This window comes from Streptomyces sp. NBC_01176 (assembly GCF_045039825.1).
In the GTDB taxonomy this organism is placed as follows: domain Bacteria; phylum Actinomycetota; class Actinomycetes; order Streptomycetales; family Streptomycetaceae; genus Streptomyces.
Genome location: NZ_CP108600.1, coordinates 2,191,335 through 2,209,714, shown reverse-complemented (window position 1 = coordinate 2,209,714; position 18,380 = coordinate 2,191,335). Strand labels below are relative to the sequence as shown.

The 18,380-nt window shown below is 71.4% G+C and carries 13 protein-coding genes; 3 read left to right on the top strand and 10 right to left on the bottom strand.

Features of this window, described 5'->3' with window-relative positions; genetic code table 11:
* Positions 1 to 73: 73 nt before the first annotated feature.
* Positions 74 to 982, top strand: coding sequence for a helix-turn-helix domain-containing protein (locus tag OG199_RS09305; RefSeq protein ID WP_405829001.1), 909 nt, complete (start codon positions 74 to 76; stop codon positions 980 to 982).
* A 68-nt stretch (positions 983 to 1,050) separates the two neighbouring features.
* On the opposite strand, the gene OG199_RS09300 is transcribed toward OG199_RS09305, so the two are convergent.
* From OG199_RS09300 to OG199_RS09255, 10 genes are all read right to left on the bottom strand, one after another.
* A complete protein-coding gene (locus tag OG199_RS09300) occupies positions 1,051 to 2,451 on the bottom strand; it encodes a glycoside hydrolase family 16 protein (protein ID WP_356809110.1) in 1,401 nt (466 codons plus the stop codon).
* 177 nt (positions 2,452 to 2,628) lie between these two features.
* Positions 2,629 to 3,936: an Ig-like domain-containing protein gene (locus OG199_RS09295; protein ID WP_405834478.1), complete on the bottom strand. Its 1,308-nt coding sequence runs from the start codon at positions 3,934 to 3,936 to the stop codon at positions 2,629 to 2,631.
* Between the two features lie 245 nt (positions 3,937 to 4,181).
* Positions 4,182 to 4,964, bottom strand: a complete 783-nt coding sequence (locus tag OG199_RS09290; RefSeq protein WP_356805790.1) for an IclR family transcriptional regulator — start codon at positions 4,962 to 4,964, stop codon at positions 4,182 to 4,184.
* 422 nt (positions 4,965 to 5,386) lie between these two features.
* Positions 5,387 to 7,057 (bottom strand): histidinol-phosphatase, encoded by a 1,671-nt coding sequence (locus tag OG199_RS09285; RefSeq protein ID WP_405828999.1) that lies wholly within the window; start codon positions 7,055 to 7,057, stop codon positions 5,387 to 5,389.
* 20 nt (positions 7,058 to 7,077) lie between these two features.
* Positions 7,078 to 8,937 (bottom strand): LamG-like jellyroll fold domain-containing protein, encoded by a 1,860-nt coding sequence (locus OG199_RS09280; RefSeq protein WP_405828997.1) that lies wholly within the window; start codon positions 8,935 to 8,937, stop codon positions 7,078 to 7,080.
* 44 nt (positions 8,938 to 8,981) lie between these two features.
* Entirely contained in the window at positions 8,982 to 11,900 is a 2,919-nt protein-coding gene (locus tag OG199_RS09275) for a glycoside hydrolase family 2 TIM barrel-domain containing protein (RefSeq protein WP_405828995.1), read from the bottom strand.
* Positions 11,900 to 12,736 (bottom strand): carbohydrate ABC transporter permease, encoded by an 837-nt coding sequence (locus tag OG199_RS09270; RefSeq protein WP_356805778.1) that lies wholly within the window; start codon positions 12,734 to 12,736, stop codon positions 11,900 to 11,902. Before OG199_RS09270 ends, OG199_RS09275 begins: the two co-directional genes overlap by 1 nt.
* Before the next feature lie 12 nt (positions 12,737 to 12,748).
* Positions 12,749 to 13,714 carry a carbohydrate ABC transporter permease gene (locus OG199_RS09265; RefSeq protein ID WP_401805086.1) on the bottom strand — a complete coding sequence of 322 codons (966 nt, stop codon included), beginning with the start codon at positions 13,712 to 13,714 and terminating at the stop codon, positions 12,749 to 12,751.
* Positions 13,714 to 15,000, bottom strand: coding sequence for an ABC transporter substrate-binding protein (locus OG199_RS09260; protein WP_405828993.1), 1,287 nt, complete (start codon positions 14,998 to 15,000; stop codon positions 13,714 to 13,716). Before OG199_RS09260 ends, OG199_RS09265 begins: the two co-directional genes overlap by 1 nt.
* A 91-nt stretch (positions 15,001 to 15,091) precedes the next feature.
* Positions 15,092 to 16,129 carry a carbohydrate kinase family protein gene (locus tag OG199_RS09255; protein ID WP_405828991.1) on the bottom strand — a complete coding sequence of 346 codons (1,038 nt, stop codon included), beginning with the start codon at positions 16,127 to 16,129 and terminating at the stop codon, positions 15,092 to 15,094.
* 126 nt (positions 16,130 to 16,255) lie between these two features.
* Here OG199_RS09255 and OG199_RS09250 point away from each other — a divergent pair, with 126 nt between their 5' ends.
* Both OG199_RS09250 and OG199_RS09245 read left to right on the top strand, forming a co-directional pair.
* Complete coding sequence (locus OG199_RS09250) at positions 16,256 to 17,023, top strand: DeoR/GlpR family DNA-binding transcription regulator (protein ID WP_405834476.1); 768 nt, start codon at positions 16,256 to 16,258, stop codon at positions 17,021 to 17,023.
* The gene (locus OG199_RS09245; protein WP_356805786.1) at positions 17,020 to 18,357 is read left to right on the top strand and encodes a 6-phospho-beta-glucosidase; all 1,338 of its coding nucleotides are present in this window, start codon (positions 17,020 to 17,022) and stop codon (positions 18,355 to 18,357) included. The genes OG199_RS09250 and OG199_RS09245 overlap by 4 nt, the downstream gene beginning before the upstream one ends.
* Positions 18,358 to 18,380: the final 23 nt, after the last annotated feature.

Here is an 18,380-nt window from a genome sequence, read left to right as displayed (position 1 = left end):
GAAAGGTGCCCCTGTGTCAGCCTTCGGTGAAAGTGGGACACGCAGTGCCGCACCGAGCCGACGCGAGAGGGACATGGCAGACAGAACCACCCAAGGCGGTGTCGGGGGTGAAGAGGCCCAGGACGGGATCAAGACCTTCCCCTTCCCCACCGACCTGAGCCTCTCCGGCGTCGGCATGCAGATCGGCGCGATGGGGACGGGCCGCACCTGGCATGTGGACGCGCCCCTGGAGCGGGTGCACCGCATCGACTTCCATATCGTGATGCTGTTCCACGAGGGCCCGGTCCGGCACATGATCGACTTCGCCGAGTACGAGGTCGCCGCGGGTGACATCCTGTGGATCCGCCCCGGTCAAGTGCACCGCTTCTCCCGCACCGACCGCTACCGCGGCACCGTCCTGACCATGCAGCCCGGCTTCCTGCCGCGGGCGACCGTCGAGGCGACCGGCCTCTACCGCTACGACCTGCCCCCCGTGCTGCGCCCCGACCCCGAGCGCTTCGCCGCCCTGGAACACGCGCTCACGCAGCTGGAGCGCGAGTACGTCGACACGACCACCCTGCCGCTCAGCCTGCACACCGCGGTGCTGCGGCACTCCCTCACCGCCTTCCTGCTCCGCCTCTCCCACCTCGCGGCCAGCTCCGCCGAGGGCGACCGCGAGCGCACCGACACCACGTTCACCCGCTTCCGGGACGCGGTCGAGAAGGGCTTCGCCACCAACCACAGCGTCAGCGCGTACGCCGACTCCCTCGGTTACTCGCGCCGCACCCTGGTGCGCGCGGTGCGCGCCGCCACCGGACAGACCCCGAAGGGCTTCATCGACAAGCGGGTGATCCTGGAGGCCAAGCGGCTGCTGGCGCACACCGAGATGCCGATCGGCCGCATCGGCGTCGCCGTGGGTTTCCCGGACTCCGCGAACTTCTCGAAGTTCTTCCACCAGCACACGGGGACGACCCCGGTGGTGTTCCGGGCGGAGCTGAGCTGACCGAAGGGGCGGGCCGCGCGGGCCCGCCCCTTCATCGCTCGTTCACCGTACGCGGCTCATCTCCCCGGTCAGTGACCGAAGTCGAACCAGTTGACGTTCACGAAGTCGGCGGGCTGGCCGCTGGTGAAGGTCAGATAGACGTCGTGGGTGCCGGTGACGCCGGCGATGTTGGCCGGGACCGTCCGCCAGCTCTGCCAGCCCCCGGTGCCGCCCACCGCGAAGCTGCCGACGGGCGTGCTCGTGCGGCTGTCGAGGCGCACCTCGACCAGACCGCTGACGCCGCTCGCCGCACCGCTCGCGACCCGGGCGTAGAACTGCCTGGCCGCGGAGGAGCCGAAGTTGACGCCCTTGTAGAGCGCCCAGTCGCCGTTCGCCAGCGAGCCGATGTCCTGGCCGCCGCCGCTGTCCGTGGTGGCCTCGGTGATGGTGCCGGACTGGCTGTCGTACGACTCGGCCTGGACGGCGCTGTAGGCGTCACGGTTGCCGGTCGGCGGTGGCGGTGTGGTACCGCTCCCACCGGCCTGCAGCACCTGGACGTAGTCCACCACCAGCGGGTGACCCGGCACCGTGCCGCTGTCGGGACCGCCGCCGAACGCGCCCGGGAAGCCGCCGCCCATCGCCACGTTCAGGATGACGAAGTAGCCGTGGTTGGTGGCGTTCGCCCAGGTCGCCGCGTCCACCTGGTTCGCCTTCACCGTGTGGAAGTTGACGCCGTCGAGGTAGAAGCGGATCTCCTCGGGGCTCGTCGACCTGTCCCACTCCATCGCGTACGTGTGGAAGCCGGCCTGGCAGGTCGTGCCGGCGCAGGGGGTGTTGCCGCCGATGCCGCTCGTCTCGTTGCACGGGCCGCCCGGGTTGGTGCCGCAGTGCATCGTGGCCCACTCCGTGTTGAGGCCCTGGACGTTCTCCATGATGTCCAGCTCGCCGACGCTCGGCCAGTTCTGGTAGTTGCCGCGGTAGGGCGCGCCCAGCGCCCAGAAGGCGGGCCAGTAGCCCTTGGCCGCGGCGCCGGTCACGTTCGGCATCTGGAGCCGTGACTCGACGCGCAGTTTGCCGCCGGCCGGCGGCTGGAAGTCGGTGCGGGTGGTCTCGATGCGGCCCGAGGTCCAGTTGCCCGAGGCGTCGCGGCGCGGGGTGATCAGCAGATTGCCGTTGCCGTCCAGAGCGACGTTGTTGGTGCTGGAGGTCATCGTCTCGACCTCGCCGGTGCCCCAGTTGGCCGCACCACCGGGATAGCTGGTGCCGGTGTCGTACTGCCAGTTGGAGGTGTTGACGCCGGTTCCGGCCGCTCCGTTGAAGTCGTCGACGAAGACCTGGGACCAGCCGGAGGGGGGAGTGGGCGCGGACGCGTTCGCGGGGAGGGTGGCGGCCGCGGCGGCGGCGGCCACCAGGCTCAGGGTGCCGAGGACGGCCACCAGGGTGCGCCGCAGGGGGCCGCGTCTGACGAGGGTGCCGGAGGGTTCACGCATGGGTGCCTCTCAGGTACGGGGTGGGGGTGCGCGGGTATTGCCGACGCACTCTGAGAGCGCTCTCAGAGTGCGTCGGCCAATGTGCTCCCCGGCACTCCCGCCGTCAAGAGGTGGAACCGAGAATCTCCTTGCGCCGCAAGGGAGTTCACGCCATGAAGGGGGGATTACGGGACATCCTCAGAGGGCGCTCCCCGCCTTCCAGTCCGACCAGGACAGGTTCCAGCCGTTGAGACCGTTCGACGGCTCGACGGTCCGTTCACCCGAGTTCCGCACGACCACCACGTCGCCGAGCATCGAACTCGCGTAGAACTCGTAGCCCGGCACGGAGGTGTCGGCGGCGCCCTTGGCGTCGTGCAGACCGACGCAGCCGTGGCTGGTGTTGGTGGTGCCGAAGACCGAGGGCGAGGCCCAGTAGTTGCCGTGGATGAAGGTGCCGGAGGTGGTCAGGCGCTGGGCGTGCGGGACGTCCGCGATGTCGTACTCGTCGCCGAGCCCGACGGTCGAGGACTCCATCCGGGTCTGCTCGAACCGCTCGCTGATCACCATGATCCCGGCCCAGGTGGTGTGGGCGGCGTCGCCGCCGCTCACCGGGTAGGCGGCGCGGGGCGCGCCGTCACGTTCGACGGTCATGGTCTTCTTCGCCAGGTCCACCGTGCTCACCTGGCGGCGGCCTATGCGGAAGGTGACGTCCTTGGACTGGGTGCCGTACACACCCGCCGCGCCCTCGACGTCCCTGAGACGCAGACCGAGCGTGATCGTCGTACCCGCGGCCCAGTACTCCTCGGGCCGGAAGTCGAGACGGGTGTCGCTGAACCAGTGGCCGACCACCTCGACCGGGGGCTCTGCCGACACCGTGATCGCCTTCTCGACGGCGGCCCGGTCCCGGACCGCCTCGGTGAAGTCGATCGACACGGGCATGCCGACGCCGGAGGTGGAGTTCGCCTCGGGGGTGAAGCGGCCGACGAAGGTGTCCGAGGGCCGTCTCGTGACGAAGCTCGCGGTCTGCGCGGTGCCACCCCGCGGCGTCGCCGTGACCGTGTACTCGGTCCCCGAGTACGGGTTCCGGGACGAGGTCCATTTCGTACGGGCTTCGTCGAAGGTCCCGGCCAGCGTCGAACCGTCGTTGCCGGTGACCAGGACCGTGGTGAGCGTGCCGCCGCTCACGCTGACCTCGACCGGGCTGGTGAAACCGGCCTTCCTGGTGCCGTCGGCGGGGACGACGGTGACGGTCGGGGCCTTGACCTCGGCCTTCGTCCCGGCCACCGGTGGGGCACCCGCCTTCGCGTGCGCACCCGCCTTCTCGTCCGTGCCCGTCCTCGCGTCCGCGCCCGCCGAGGCGTCGGCCGAGCCGCCGCAGCCCGCGAGGGCCCCCGCGACCGGCACGGCACCGAGGGCCGCCAGCAACCCGCGACGGGACCACGGCTGCCGCTCGGACCGGTCCGCGGCCCGCTGCTGGGACCGGTTCGAAATCTTCGGGAAGCCCACGGCACGCCTTTCCTGGATGTCCACCCCCGCTGGTGCATCCTGCGTCGGCTTCCTGGGGCGATTCTTTGAAACCGGGGGCACCCACCTGAGATTCCTCTGAAGAGGCGCCCCCGCGTCGCGACGGGCGTACCGCGGAATCCTCACCTGCGCGGGGGGATCCGGCGCCGCCCCGGGAGTCATGGCTCGGCGCGTGCCGATGTCGTCGTCCTTGGGGGCCGGGCTCGGCGTGTGCCCGTACGGCCGTGCTACGAGCCCGGCTCGGCCCGCGCCGGTACGGCCGCCCTCGTCCCCGCAGGGGCCGGAGGCTCCGGCGGGGGCTGCCACCCCAGGGCGCGCGAGATCCCGCGCGCCGCCAGCCGGACCGCCGGGACCAGCGCCGGTACCTGACCGTCGTACCAGGGCACCACGACCGACACCGCCGCGGCCACGGCCCCGTCCGCCCGGCGCACCGGAGCGGCGACCGACAGGGCGTCGTCGGTGACCTGACGGCTGCTCACCGCCACGCCGGTACGGCGCACCTCGGCGAGCTCGCGGCGCAGCCGTACCCCGTCGGTGATCGTGTACGAGGTGAACGCGGTCAACGGCCCGCGGCAGTAGGCCTCCTGGAACGCCGGATCACCGTGGGCGAGCAGCGCGAGGCCGACGCCCGTCGCGTGCAGCGGCCAGCGGGCGCCGACCTGGATACGGACGCCCACCGCGGAACGCCCCGAGAGCCACTCGATGTACACGACCTCGGGGCCGTCGCGGACCGCCATCTGCACGTTCTCGTGCGTGGCCTCGTACAGGTCCTCCAGGTACGGCAGCGCGGCCTGCCGCAGCGCGAGGCCCCGGGGGGCCAGCGCCGCGATCTCCCACAGGCGCAGCCCCACGTGGTAGGCGCCGTCCTCGTCCCGTTCCAGCGCGCCCCACTCGGTGAGCGCGCCCACCAGTCGGTGCGCGGTGGTGAGGGTGAGCCCGGCCCGGCGGCTGATGTCCGTGAGGCACAGCGCCGGGTGCTCGTGGTCGAAGGCGGCGAGCACGGCGAGCAGCCGGTCGGGCGCGGAGAGCGGGGTCGGGCGCGCGGTCCGGCCTTCGCGATCCGCCGCCGGGGTGGGCGCGGGACGGTCCGCCCGGCCGGTGCCGGGGGGCAGGTGCGGATCGCCGGCCGCACCGGGACCCGCCTCGTCGGTGGCACGCTGCCGGCCTGCGATGGCGGGCTCCCTGGGCCGGGCCCCGGGCGGGGGCGGTTGGTCCGTGCTTCGCACTTCGCACAGCATGCCGCGCCGACGGGCCGGCAACAACCGCGGGCGCAGGCAATGGTCGAACCCGGCCCCCGCCCTGATCGACCGCTACCGGTGACCCGGTGACCCGGTGACCCGGTGACCCGGTGACCCGGTGACCACCGGGAGCACCGGGAGCACCGGCCGCCCCCCACTGATCGTCGCTCACCACGGGCGCGGGCACGCTGCTCCTAGCGGCCGCCCACCACATCGACGAAGACGGGGTTCGCGTAGAACCAGGTGTCGGCCCAGGGGTCACCGTCTCCGGGCACGTGCGGTATCGGGCCGTGCGGGTCGACCGAGGCGCCGAGGTACCCCGTGCCGTGGCGGTTGCCGTCGCTGCCGCGCAGCCGGACGTAGAAGGACTCGTCGCCGGCGACCAGCGGAATGCGCAGGGTGTAGGTCCCCTTCCGGCCGCCCACGTCCACCGTCCGCACCACCCTGGTGTCCGGCGCCCGCCAGTCGTCGCGGTCGGCCACCGGGCCGCGCACCGCGCCACGGATGACGTCGACATGGGCCACCTTCGGCAGGATGCCGTGGGGGTTGGGGCGCGAGGCGGTGGTCACGGTGACCGTGAGGGTGAGCCTCTCGCCCGCGCGGGCTCGCAGCCGGCCGCCCATCGTCACACCGCGTCCGTGGTCGCAGTCCCGCTTCAGCCGGACGTCCAGGCCGTCCAGCAGATGCCCGTGGTCGAGCCAGACCCGGCCCGCACGCAGTCCCGCCATCACGGCGCGGTAGCCGTAGCGGGTCACGCCCACGTGGGTGCGGCTGAACTGGCCGGGCCAGAAGTCGCCGCCCGGCTGCGGGGTGCCGGTGTCGACAGGGTCGGGGAGGCGCCCGGTGTTGTCGAAGTTCTGACCGGGTGCCCAGTCGCCGTTCTTCCAGGTGTCGAAGACCACGCGGTGCACGTCGGAGTTGGTGGTGACGGTGAAGAGCCTGCCCTCGGCGAGCATCGCGTCCCACATGCCGCCCACGGTCGCGGTCATCCAGTCGAAACCGCCGTACAGGACGTAGGCGTCCTCCGCGTAGCCCGGCCAGGAGCTCCCGGACGGCTTGTTGGTGTACTCGCCGCGCTGCTGCCCCGAGCCGATCCAGCCCGGGATGCCGCCGCCCTGGGCGCCCGGCGCGCCCTCCATGCCGATCATGACCTCGGGTGCCGCGTCCCGCCAGCCGCGCATCTCGTGCGGTGAGTCGATGCCCAGACGCAGCGGGTGGTTGGCCAGGACGAGCACGTCGTCGACGTATCCGGTGCGGCGCTGTTCGGCGAGCCACTGGACGGCCTTGACCGCGTGTGCCTCGTTGCGCGCCGTGTCCGGATGGGAGACGGCGCCTTCCGTGTAGCCCAGCAGCTTGCCGTCGTAGGCGAGTTCGAAGCGGGTGAGCAGGTCCACCTCGTGCGGCCCGGGTGCCGCGAAGACGGTGGCGTGCTCGGCGGCCGGGATGTACCACTCCAGGCCCTGGAAGATCAGCTGGCGCGGGTTCTCGGCGCGCGCCCGGACGATCTCCTGATGTTCCGACCGTGCGCCGTAGGCGGCGTGGCCGAAGTTGGAGTGCTCGTTGAAGACCATCCAGTCCAGGCCGTACCGGGCGCCTGCGCGGGCCAGCTGGGAGAACGTGTACTTGGCGTCGTGGCTGTACACGGAGTGGACGTGGTGGTCGCCGACGAGGTACGCGAGGCGCGGGTCGTCGCCGCCGAGGCCCCGGCCGTGGGCGGCGGCCGGAACGGCCGGCGGCCCGGCCGCCAGGGCGGCACCGAACAGGCCCGCGCGGCACAGGAGTCGGCGTCGGGAGACACCCTGCGGGTCGAGACGTGCGGGGGAGACGGACGGGTCGGCCCAGGAGGGCAGTCGCTGCTCGGTCATGGTCGGGTGGCTCCCTCGGGTCAGTGGTTCATGAACGACGTGACGGGAAGGGCGCGTTCGACGATCCGTACGTCGCCGAGCAGGCCGTGCAGAATCTGGTCGGTCTTCCCCGCGTACTCGTAGCCGCCGAGCAGCCAGGGCAGCCCGAGCGAGGTGAGCCCGACGGCGGAGGTGTGCGGATTGCGTGCCACCGGGCAGCCCTGGACGTACATCGTGGTGTGCCGGCCGTCGTTGACGACGGCGACGTGCCACCACCGCTCGCGTGCCGTCTCGTCGCCCCAGTTGGTGACGATGCCCTGCTGGTCGAGCGGCCGCGCCGCCCACTGCGGTCCCGGCCCGTCGGACAGGGAGAGCGTGGCGAGCGGCTCGTCGGGGTCGTCCGCGGTCTTGCCCGCGTCGCCGCCCGTACCGGTGCGGCTGACCAGCGCGGCCCACGCGTGGTGCGAGGCGTCCCAGTCGGCGGGGAGCCGGTAGAACGCCTCGATGGTGTAACCGCGCTCGAAGGTCGCGGAGTTGAGAGGAGCGCTCCCGACCGTCCGCAGAAAGGCGCCGGCCAGCGGTGGCTTGCCGCCATGGAAGGCGAGGCTGCCGTGTCCCGGCTGGTCGGGGTGGTGCGCCGACGACCAGGTGAGCGTGCCACCGCCGACCGCCACCACGGACAGGTCGTTGCCGTGTCCGGACAGGTCGCGGACGGTGCCCTCGACCGCCGCGCCGTCCGCGTGTCCGTCGAAGCGCCAGTACGCGACCGTCCCCCGGACGAGCATCCGCGCGGCGGGCCGGGACGGGCGCGCCGGCACCGGTGCGAAGCCCGCGAACCGCCGCTCGAAGTCGATGGGGACCGAGAACCGGTCGGCGTCACCGCTGAGTTCGATCTCCTGCCGCTCCAGCTCGTTGAGCCCCTCGGCCGCCCGGCCCAGGATCCACGGCGAGATCGTCTCGACGTCGATGGTGTTCCGGTCGAGGTCGAAGCGGTAGAGACGGATCATCGCCGCCCCGCCGTAGTAGCGGTTCTGATAGTTGGTCAGGTGCAGGTGCACGTCGTGGCCGGCCGCGTTCGTGCGGGTGGCGCGGGCGGCGGGCCAGTAGTGCCCGTTCAGGGTCAGGAAGATCTGGTCCTGGTCGCGGACCAGTTCGTCCCAGAGCTGTTGGCCGTACGGGGAAAGGGTGTCGTCCTCGACGACGAGTTCGTGCGTGGTGAGGATGACGGGGGTCCCCGGGTGCCGGGCGATGACGTCCTTCGCCCACGCGTGACCCCGTTCCGAGAGCCGCCAGTCCAGGGCGAGGACGAGCCACTCGCGGCCCCCCGCCTCGAAGACGTGAAAGGTGTTGTAGCCGTCCGGGGACGCGCCGCCGAACGTACGGCTCCCGCGGAAACGCCGCGGTCCGAAGGTCGTGAGATACGGGGTGGAGCCGCGCTGGTCGTCGGTGGAGGACTCGATGTCGTGGTTGCCCGCGAGCACGCTGTAGCCCACACCGCGCCGGTCGAGCAGCTCGAACGCCTTGCCCGCCGCGTCGAATTCGGTCTGCGCGCCGTGCTCGGTGAGGTCGCCCAGGTGTGTGAGGAAGACGATGTTCTCGTCCTTCCCGTGCTCCAGCAGGTACCGCAACGAGGCCTCGATCGGTGCGGGGTTGATGCTCGGCCCGTCGAACAGGTACTGGGTGTCCGGCATGACGGCGAGGGTGAAGCGCCGGCTCTGAGGGTCGGGCCGATGACCCGCGCCCGCCGAGTCGCTCGCGGCCCGCGCGGTGGCCGCCGGCAGGGCGGTGGCCGCGGCTGCGGCACCGATCAGAGCCGTGGCCCGCAGGAACCCGCGTCTGCCGGCCTCGGCCTGCTCGGCCTCGGCCCGCTCGGTCTGCGTCCGGGCATGCGAAGTACACACGTTCGCTCCATCGGGAAGAAGGGGGGGTGCGAGGGGGGCGGGGGTCAGAGCAGGCGCAGCGTCCAGGACCAGCGGTGGGTACCGGCCCGGACCAGATGGCCGGGCGAGGTGTCGGGCCCGCAGGAGGCCGTGCCGAGGCCGCGGTGGGCGGCGTCGAGGTGGACCACGCAGCCGGGCCGCGCCACCAGCTCGTCGTGGTGGGTGGCGGCGGCCAGGTCCCCGGCGCGGTACCGGGTCACGGACACCTGACGCGGCTCGTCCAGCGTGACGGTGAGCCCCGTGGCGTCCGGCGCGGAGAGTGTGAACCGGCGTACGCCGTGCCGTCCGCCGCTCTCCTGCGGCCGCAGGTACGGCGTGAACAGCTCGTCCACGGTGAGCGAGTGATGGCCCACGGGCGCGCCCGCGCTGCGGTCCGGATAGGACTCCCAGGGACCCTGTCCGTACCACTCCAGGACCTCGAGTCCGGGGACCGTCTCGAAGACGGAGCCGACGCGTGGCACGTCGGCGAGCCCCTCCGGCAGCTCGGCCGTCTCCTCGATCCGTATCCCGCCCCGGACGCGGGTGAACACCTGCTCGTGGCGCACGGTGCCGGCGAGGGTCGCGTACCCGGCGGTCACCGTGACGCCCGTGCTCTCGCGCCGTACGTCGAGCACCTCGCGTTCCGGCGCGTCCAGCCCCCAGGCCCGCCAGCGCAGGGCCATGCCGCCCAGTTCGTCGTTGTCGGTCGGTGTCCGCCACAGCGAGAGCACGGGGGCGGCGGTGAGCAGCGGATGGACGAGCAGACCGTCCTCGTCGACCTCGACGGGCGGGCCCGGCAGGGGGGCCGACGCCTTGGGCGCGGCCGCCCGCAACCGCACCTGCGGCACGCACACCTCGGTGCCCCGCGGCGCCCACGCCTCGTCGCCGGCCGTCGTCACGCGCAGCGTCAGCCAGGCCTCGCCGCCCTCCTCCGGCAGGGTGAACGGCATCGGCAGCACGGCCGAGCCACCCGCCGGCACGCGGGGCAGTTCGGCCGGCGCGGTCCGGGTGCCGCCGTCCGCGAGGGACAGCAGCCACTCGGCGGCGAGCCACTCCAGCCCGCGGAAGTGCTGGTGATTGGTCACCCGCAGCTCGCTCCCGGCGTACGCGAGGCGTACCGGCGCGGCGATCTCGCGGTGTTCGAACATCACCGGCTTGGGGGTGCGGTCGGGGAAGACCACCCCGTCGGCGACGAAGGCACCGTCGTGGATCGCCTCGCCGAAGTCGCCGCCGTAGGCCCAGCGATGGCCCGGGGCGGTGACACCGTGGTCGTACAGCCCGGCGCCACCGCGCCCGGCCGGTCTCCCGTCGCTCACGCGTTGAAGAATGCCGTGGTCCCAGAACTCCCAGATGAAACCGCCCTGAAGCCCCGGGGTGGACTCGATGGCCTCCCAGTGGTCGGCGAGCGTGCCGTTGCTGTTGCCCATGGCGTGCGAGTACTCGCACTGGATGAGCGGCTTGGTCTGCCGCCCGGAGAGGGCGTGCGCGACGCAGTCCTCCAGCGGTGCGTACATGGGGCAGGCGATGTCGGACGCGAGCGTCGGACCGGCCCAGTCGAGCTTGGCCGCGCCCTCGTACTGGAGGGGGCGCGTGGGGTCGTGGCGGCGGACCCAGCCCGCGGCGGCGTCGTGGTTGGCGCCGTGGTCGGACTCGTTTCCCAGCGACCAGATGACGACACAGGGGTGGTTCTTGTCGCGCAGCACCATCCGGGAGACGCGGTCCACGAAGGCGGCGAGATAGCGCGGGTCGTCGGCGATCTCGTGGGCGTGGTCGTGCGCCTCGATGTTCGCCTCGTCGACCACGTAGAAGCCGAGTTCGTCGGCGAGGTCGAGCAGGGTGGGGTCGTTGGGATAGTGGGCGGTGCGGATCGCGTTGAAGCCGAAGCGCTTGAGGGTGACGAGGTCCGCGCGCATGTCCTCGGACGACACCGTGCGGCCCGTCAGGGGATGGAAGTCGTGCCGGTTGACGCCCCGGATGTAGACCCGCTCACCGTTGAGAAGCAGGTCCCGGCCACGGATCTCGACGTCGCGGAATCCCACGCGGTGGTGCGAGGTGTCGGCGACCGAGCCGTCGGCGCGGTGCAGCCGTACGGTCAGGGGGTACAGCGCGGGCGTCTCCGCGGTCCAGGGGCGCGCGCCGGCGACGACCGTGCTGAGGCGGGCCTCGCCGAGGAAGTCGGAGACCCGCCCGTCCTCCTCCTTGAACCGCTCGAACTCCTCGTCCTGGGTGAGGAGACGCCCGTCCAGGTCGCCGGTGACGTACCAGCCGGCGGGCAGCGCGCCCCCCGCGTCGCGTACCTGGCAGTCGACGCGCAGCGTGCCGTCGCACCGCGTCCGCACGGTCACGTCGGCCAGCCGCAGCGGATCGGTCGCGTACAGCAGGACAGGGCGGGTGATCCCGGCGTGCCACCACTGGTCCTGGTCCTCCAGGTGCGAGGCGTCCGACCACTTGACGACGGTGAGCCGCAACACCGCTCGTCCGCCGGGCCGTACGACGCCCGCGAGGTCGAACTCGGCCGCGAGATGGGAGTCCTTGGAGACGCCGACCGGCCGCCCGTCCACGTGGACCAGCAGGACGCTCCCGGCGGCACCGACCTGGAGCACGATCCGGCGTCCGGCCCACTCGGCGGGGACGTCCACCTCACGCTCGTACACCCCGGTGGGATTGGCGGCGGGGGAGGCGGGCGGGAACTCGCCCCAGGGCATGGCGAAGTTGGTGTACTGCGGCAGGTCGTCGGTGCCCTGCACGGTCCAGGCGCCCGGGACCCGCTGGGAGGACCAGACGTCGTGGACCGGGGCGTCCGGCGCGGGCAGCAACTGGAAGCGCCAGTCGCCGTCCAGGGACAGGGCCCCTGGTCGACGGTCCAGCGCGTTCATCGGCAACCGCCCCCAGGAGGTCACCTCGGGTGACTCCCAGGGGCGGAGCGTGCGGAGCGGGTCGCCCATCAGCGGATGGCCCCCTTGCCGAGGTCCGCGATGATCTGCTTGGCGCCGATGGCGAAGACGATCAGCAGGGGGACGAGGGCGAGGAGCGCGCCGGTCATGACCATTCCGTAGTCGGTGGTGCCGTGGACACCGTTGAGCTGGGACAGCGCGACCTGGAGTGTCACGTTGTCGGGGTTGGTGAGGGCGATCAGGGGCCAGGCGTAGTCGTTCCACTGGCCCATGAAGGTGAAGATGCCGAGGAAGGCGAGGCCCGGCCGGACGACCGGGAGCGCCACGTGCCAGTACTGGCGCAGGAAGCCGGCCCCGTCGAGCTTCGAGGCGTCGATCAGCTCGTCGTGGATGGCGCTCCTCATGTACTGGCGCATCCAGAAGATGCCGAACGCGTTGGCCGCCGCGGGGACGATCAGCGCGGTCATCGAGCCGATCCAGCCCAGCTTCGCCATGATGACGAACTGCGGGATGGCCTGGAGCTGCGCCGGGACCATGAAGATGGCCATCATCAGGGCGAAGAGCACCCGGCGGCCGGGGAAGTGGAACTTGGCGAAGACGAACGCGGCCAGCGAGTCGAAGAACAGGACCAGGACGGTCACCGAGCCTGCCACCAGCAGCGAGTTGAGCATCGACCCGAAGAAGTCGACGTTGTCGAAGAGGTGGCGGGCGTTCTCCAGGAAGTGCGAGCCGGGCAGCAGCTTCGGCGGGTAGGAGAAGATCTCGGTCGACGAGTGCGTCGACATGATCACGGCCCAGTAGAACGGCAGGACCGAGAGCAGCAGACCGGCGATCAGGACGACATGGAGGCCGACGCCCCGACGCCGTGAACCCTTGAGGGATGCCATGGTGGGGACCTCCTAGTCTTCGCCCCGGCGCTGTACCAGCCGCCAGTTGACGATCGAGAAGATGATGACGACGAGGAAGATGCCCCAGGCCACGGCGGCGCCGTAGCCGAAGTCGTTGTTGTCGAAGGTCTGCTGGAAGAAGTAGAGGACCATGGTCTGGCCCGAGTGGCCCGGACCGCCCGCGAACGACGAGTTGTTGTCCGTGGACTGCAGCAGCACCTGGGGCTCGGAGAACGTCTGCAGACCGGTGACCGTCGAGATGACGAGCACGAAGAGCAGCACCGGTCGCATCAGCGGAAGCGTGATCCGGAAGAAGGTCTGCACGGGCCCGGCGCCGTCCATCCGCGCCGCCTCGTACAGCTCGCCGGGGATCGTCTGGAGTCCGGCGAGGAAGATGATCGCGTTGTACCCGGTCCACTGCCAGGTCATCAGCGTCGCGACGGCGACCTTGATGCCCCACGGGGTGTTCAGCCAGGCCACCTGGTCCAGTCCGACCGCCTGCAACAGGGCGTTGACCAGGCCGAAGTTGGTGGAGAAGACCGAGCCGAAGATGATCGCGACCGCCACGATCGAGGTGACGTTCGGCAGGAAGTAGGCGAAGCGGTAGACGTTCTTGAAGCGCACCGCGGAGTTGAGCAGCACGGCCGTGACCATCGACAGGAAGATCATCGGGAAGGTGGCCAGCGCCCAGATGACGAGCGTGTTCCCGATCGAGCTCCAGAACTGGGCATCCGTCAGGAGATAGCGGTACTGGGACAGTCCGGCGTACTCCATGGGCCCGAGGCCGTCCCAGCGGTGGAACGAGAGATAGAGGGAGAACCCGACCGGGATCAGGCCGAAGGCGAGAAAGAGCAGGTAGAAGGGGGAGATCGCGGCGTACAGCCGCCAGTGGCTGAGGACGCCCTTCCTGGGACGGGTGGGGAGTGGCCGGGTGGTCGGCGGCGGAGGCGTCGTCTCCAGCACGGGCGCGGTGGCCATCAGTAGCTCACCCCCAGGTGGTCCGCGATGCGCCGGCACTTGCTCATGGCGTCCCTCCAGGCCTTCTCCGGGTTCTTGCCGAGGACGTAGAAGTTCCGCATCTCGTCGTTGATCGGGGTGCTGAGCGCCACGTCGTAGGGGCTGTTGAAGGCGACCGGGACCTTCCGCGCCGCCGGGCCGAAGACGTCCATCGTGATCTGGTCACCGAAGAACGGGTCGGGCTCGCGCAGCTGCTTCATGGCGTACGAGGCGGGGGTCGAGGGGAAGAGCACGGAGTCGACGAACCCCTGCGCCTGGTTGCCGGCGTCGAGCATCCAGGTGATCATCTCGAAGGCCTTCTCCGGCTCCCGGCACGCCTTCGTGATCGCCAGGAACGAGCCGCCGATGTTGGACGGTCCGCCGGGACAGTCGGCGACCCGCCATTTCCCCTTGGTCCTCGGCACGTTGAGCTTGATGTCGCCGGCCGCCCAGGAGGCGTTCAGCTGGCTGGGCAGCAGACCTCGCTCGGTGGCGGAGGTGTTGTCCGGCGTCCCGTTGACGATCTTCGAGACCAGACCGCGGTGGGTGGCCTCGACGGCACGGTCCCAGGCGGTGCGCACATGCTCCTGGTCGCCGATGAAGTGCCGGTCCTTGTCGACGAACCGCTTGGTCGACTGGTTGACCGAGATGCTGAGGACGCTCAGCGCGTCGGTCAGGATGAAGGAGCCCGGGACACGCTTCCTGAGCTGCTCGCCGGCCGCGAAGAACTGGTCCCAGGTGGCCAGCTCCCGGGAGACATCGGCCGGCTCGTACGGCAGTCCCGCCTTCTCGAAGACGGCCGGCTGGTAGTAGTGGGCGACCGGCCCGCAGTCGATGGGGAAGCCCACCATCGAGCCGTCCTCGGCGACGGCCTGATCCCACTTCCAGGCCAGGTACTGGTCCTTGAGCTTGTCGGCGCCCAGCGTCCGCAGGTCCACGAACTGGTCGGAGTTCGGCAGGTACGAGGCCATGTCCTCGCCCTTGAGACCGGCGATGTCAGGTATGTGAGCACGCCCGGTCAGGGTCGTCAGGAGCTTCGAGCGGTAGTAGCCGCCGATCTGGATGGCCTGGAGGTTCACCGCGCTGTCGTAGCGGGCCCTGGCGTCCTGGACGACCTTCGGGCTCAGCCCTCCGCTCCAGTACCAGAGCACCATGTTCCGTCCGGTCGAGCCGGTCGGGACGCCGCAGCCGGTCGTCAGGCCGCCGAGCGCCGTGGCGGCCGCTCCGGCCAGGCCGGCGCGGAGCAGGCCCCTTCGTGAGAGCCGCACTGCTCCCACCGCCTTTCGGATCTTTTCGGTCTTCGTGTACGAGGGGTCGAACCATGTGAAGGAGAAGTCGTACGAGGTGTCGTGTCGGGGGTCATCGGGGGGTGCCCGGCCGACGTGTGGTGTCGGGAGGAGTCACCGGTGCGTGGCGGACGGGCGGGCCGGGGTCCGCGGGGATGCGTTCGGCCAGGAAGCCGTACGTGCGGCGCGGGCCGGGGTCCCGCAGCGACTGCCACCAGCGGTGCACGCCGTACCAGCCGGGCGCGGCCAGGGCGCCGCCGTGCCGGCGCACGGAGAGTCCGGCGGCCAGTACCGCGAAGCGCAGCCGTTCCTCCAGCGGCCAGCCACCGAGCGAGGCGGCGACGAAGCTCGCGCCGAAGACGTCTCCGGCCCCCGTCGCGTCCAGGACATCGATGTCGAGGGCCGGGACCTCGGCGTACTCGCCCGTCGTCTGGTCGACGGCCATCGCACCGTCGCCGCCGCGGGTGACCACGGCGACCGGTACGAGCTCCGTCAGCCTGCCGAGCGCCGCGCCCGCGCTGTCGGTGCGCGTGTACGCCATCGCCTCCGCCTCGTTCGGGAGGAAGGCGTGGCACAGGGAGAGCTGGTCGAGGAGGTCGCGGGACCACCGCTGGGTGGGGTCCCAGCCGACGTCGGCGTAGATCCGGGTTCCGTTCGCGGCCGCCTTGCCGAGCCAGGCGCGCGGCTCGGCCTCGAGGTGCACGAGGGCGGTGCGCGCCGCGGGCGGGTCGCCCATCAGTTCGTCCTGCGTGTACGGCGGCTCCTGGCCGTGGGTGACGAGGGCCCGGTCGTCGCCGTGGGCCAGGGAGACGGTGACCGGGGTGTGCCAGCCGTCCGCGGTGCGGGACAGGGAGAGGTCGATGCCCTCCTGGCCGGCGAGCACTTCGTGGCAGTACGCCCCGTAGTGGTCGTCGCCGAAGACCGTGGCCAGGGACGTGCGCAGACCGTAACGGGACGCCGCCACGGCCAGGTTCGCGATGCCGCCCGGGCTCACGCCCATGCCCTCGGTCCAGATCTCCTCGCCCGGGGTCGGCGGCTTCCCCAGTCCGGTCAGGACGAGGTCGTAGAAGAGCAGCCCGGTCAGCAGGACATCGGGCCGTTCGTCACCCACGAGCACATCCTCTCGTCAAAAGTCTGCAAGCGGTGACCAGGATCGTGCGCGCATCGCGTCAATTTGGCAAGAGTCGAGCAGAACCGAGCATAGAAATGATTGAAGATGACGAGTACTGTTCACAGGGTGCTGGCAGAGCGACGACATCAACTCATCCTGCGGGCCCTGCGCTCCGGCGGGCCCGCGGCCGTGACCGACCTCTCCGAACAGCTGGGCGTGAGCCCGGCCACGGTCCGCCGTGACCTGTTGAGACTTGAGGAGGAAGGCCTGCTCACGCGGGTGCACGGCGGCGCGGTCGTCGACGAGGGCGACCAGCCCTTCGCCGAGGTCGCCGAGGTCCGGGTGGCCGAGAAGGACGCCATCGCGGCGTGCGCCGCGTCGCTGGTCGAGGACGGCCAGTCCGTCCTGCTGGACATCGGCACGACCGCGTACCGGCTGGCCCGGCAGCTTCACGGCCGCCGGATCACCGTGATCACCAGCAACCTGGTGGTCTACGAGGAGCTCGTGGACGACGAGAACATCGAGCTGGTGCTGCTCGGCGGCATGGTCCGCCGCGAGTACCGCTCCCTGGTCGGCTTCCTCACCGAGGACAACCTGCGACAACTGCACGCCGACTGGCTCTTCCTCGGCACCAGCGGGGTACGCCCGGGCGGACAGGTCATGGACACCACCGTGGTCGAGGTACCGGTCAAGCGCGCCATGATCCAGGCCGGTGACAAGGTCGTGCTGCTCGCCGACCGCGCGAAGTTCCCGGGTACGGGAATGGCGCGGGTCTGCGGGCCGGAGGAGCTGGACATGGTGGTGACGAACGGTCCGCCGGACCCGGCGACGCGGTCCTCGTTGGAAGAAGCGGGCGTGCAGGTGGTCGTGACAGGAAAGGCGGAGACGGCGTGAAGCTGACGATTCTGGGGGGCGGCGGGTTCCGGGTGCCGCTCGTGTACGGGGCACTCCTCGGGGACCGCGCCGAGGGCCGCGTCACACGCGTCGTACTGCACGACGTGGACGCGGAGCGACTGACGGCCGTCGCCCGCGTGCTGAGCGAGCAGGCCGCGGGGGACCCCGACGCCCCCGAGGTGTCCTTCACGACCGACCTCGACGACGCCCTGCGCGGCGCCGACTTCGTCTTCTCGGCGATCCGGGTCGGCGGCCTGGAGGGCCGGGCGGCGGACGAGCGGGTCGCCCTCGACGAGGGTGTCCTCGGCCAGGAGACGGTCGGTGCCGGCGGCATCGCGTACGGCCTGCGCACGGTGCCGGTCGCCGTCGACATCGCCCGCCGGGTGGCGCGGCTCGCCCCCGACGCCTGGGTCATCAACTTCACCAACCCGGCCGGTCTGGTCACCGAGGCCATGTCCCGCCACCTCGGCGACCGCGTGATCGGCATCTGCGACTCGCCCGTCGGCCTCGGCCGCCGGATCGCCACCGTCCTGGGCGCGAACCCCCGCGAGGCCTTCATCGACTACGTCGGCCTCAACCACCTCGGCTGGGTGCGCGGACTGCGCGTCGAGGGCCGGGACGAGCTGCCCCGGCTGCTCGCCGACCCCGAACTGCTCGGCTCCTTCGAGGAGGGCAAGCTCTTCGGTGCCGACTGGCTGCGCTCCCTGGGCGCCGTCCCGAACGAGTACCTGCACTACTACTACTTCAACCGGGAGGCCGTCAGCGCCTACCAGCGCGCGGAGAAGACGCGCGGCGCGTTCCTGCGCGACCAGCAGAAGCGGTTCTACGACGGGATGAAGCGCCCGGACACCGCCGCGCTCACCGCCTGGGACCGCACCCGCGCCGAGCGCGAGGCCACCTACATGGCCGAGAACCGGGACGCGGCCGGCGCGGGCGAGCGCGCCGCCGACGACCTCTCCGGCGGGTACGAGAAGGTGGCGCTCGCGCTGATGCGCGCCATCGCCCGCGACGAGCGCACCACCCTGATCCTCAACGTCCGCAACCGCGGCACCCTCGCGGTGCTCGACACGGACGCCGTCATCGAGGTGCCCTGCCTCGTCGACGCCAACGGCGCGCACCCCGTCTCCGTCGCCCCGCTGCCCGGCCACGCCACCGGACTGGTGTGCTCGGTCAAGGCGGTGGAGCGCGAGGTGCTGTCCGCGGCCGAGTCCGGCTCGCGCACGACCGCCGTCAAGGCCTTCGCCCTGCACCCGCTCGTGGACTCGGTGAACGTGGCCCGGCGGCTGGTCGACGGATACACCTCGGTCCACCCCGGTCTGGCGTACCTCAAGTAGCGCTTCCCGTTCCGCTTGGAGAC

What these genes read in the sequence shown, in the direction of transcription:
- OG199_RS09300 (WP_356809110.1), bottom strand. Translation starts at nt 2,451, where the DNA reads ATGCGTGAACCCTCCGGCACCCTCGTCAGACGCGGCCCCCTGCGGCGC.
- OG199_RS09305 (WP_405829001.1), top strand. Translation starts at nt 74, where the DNA reads ATGGCAGACAGAACCACCCAAGGCGGTGTCGGGGGTGAAGAGGCCCAG.
- OG199_RS09275 (WP_405828995.1), bottom strand. Translation starts at nt 11,900, where the DNA reads ATGGGCGACCCGCTCCGCACGCTCCGCCCCTGGGAGTCACCCGAGGTG.
- OG199_RS09265 (WP_401805086.1), bottom strand. Translation starts at nt 13,714, where the DNA reads ATGGCCACCGCGCCCGTGCTGGAGACGACGCCTCCGCCGCCGACCACC.
- OG199_RS09270 (WP_356805778.1), bottom strand. Translation starts at nt 12,736, where the DNA reads ATGGCATCCCTCAAGGGTTCACGGCGTCGGGGCGTCGGCCTCCATGTC.
- OG199_RS09285 (WP_405828999.1), bottom strand. Translation starts at nt 7,057, where the DNA reads ATGACCGAGCAGCGACTGCCCTCCTGGGCCGACCCGTCCGTCTCCCCC.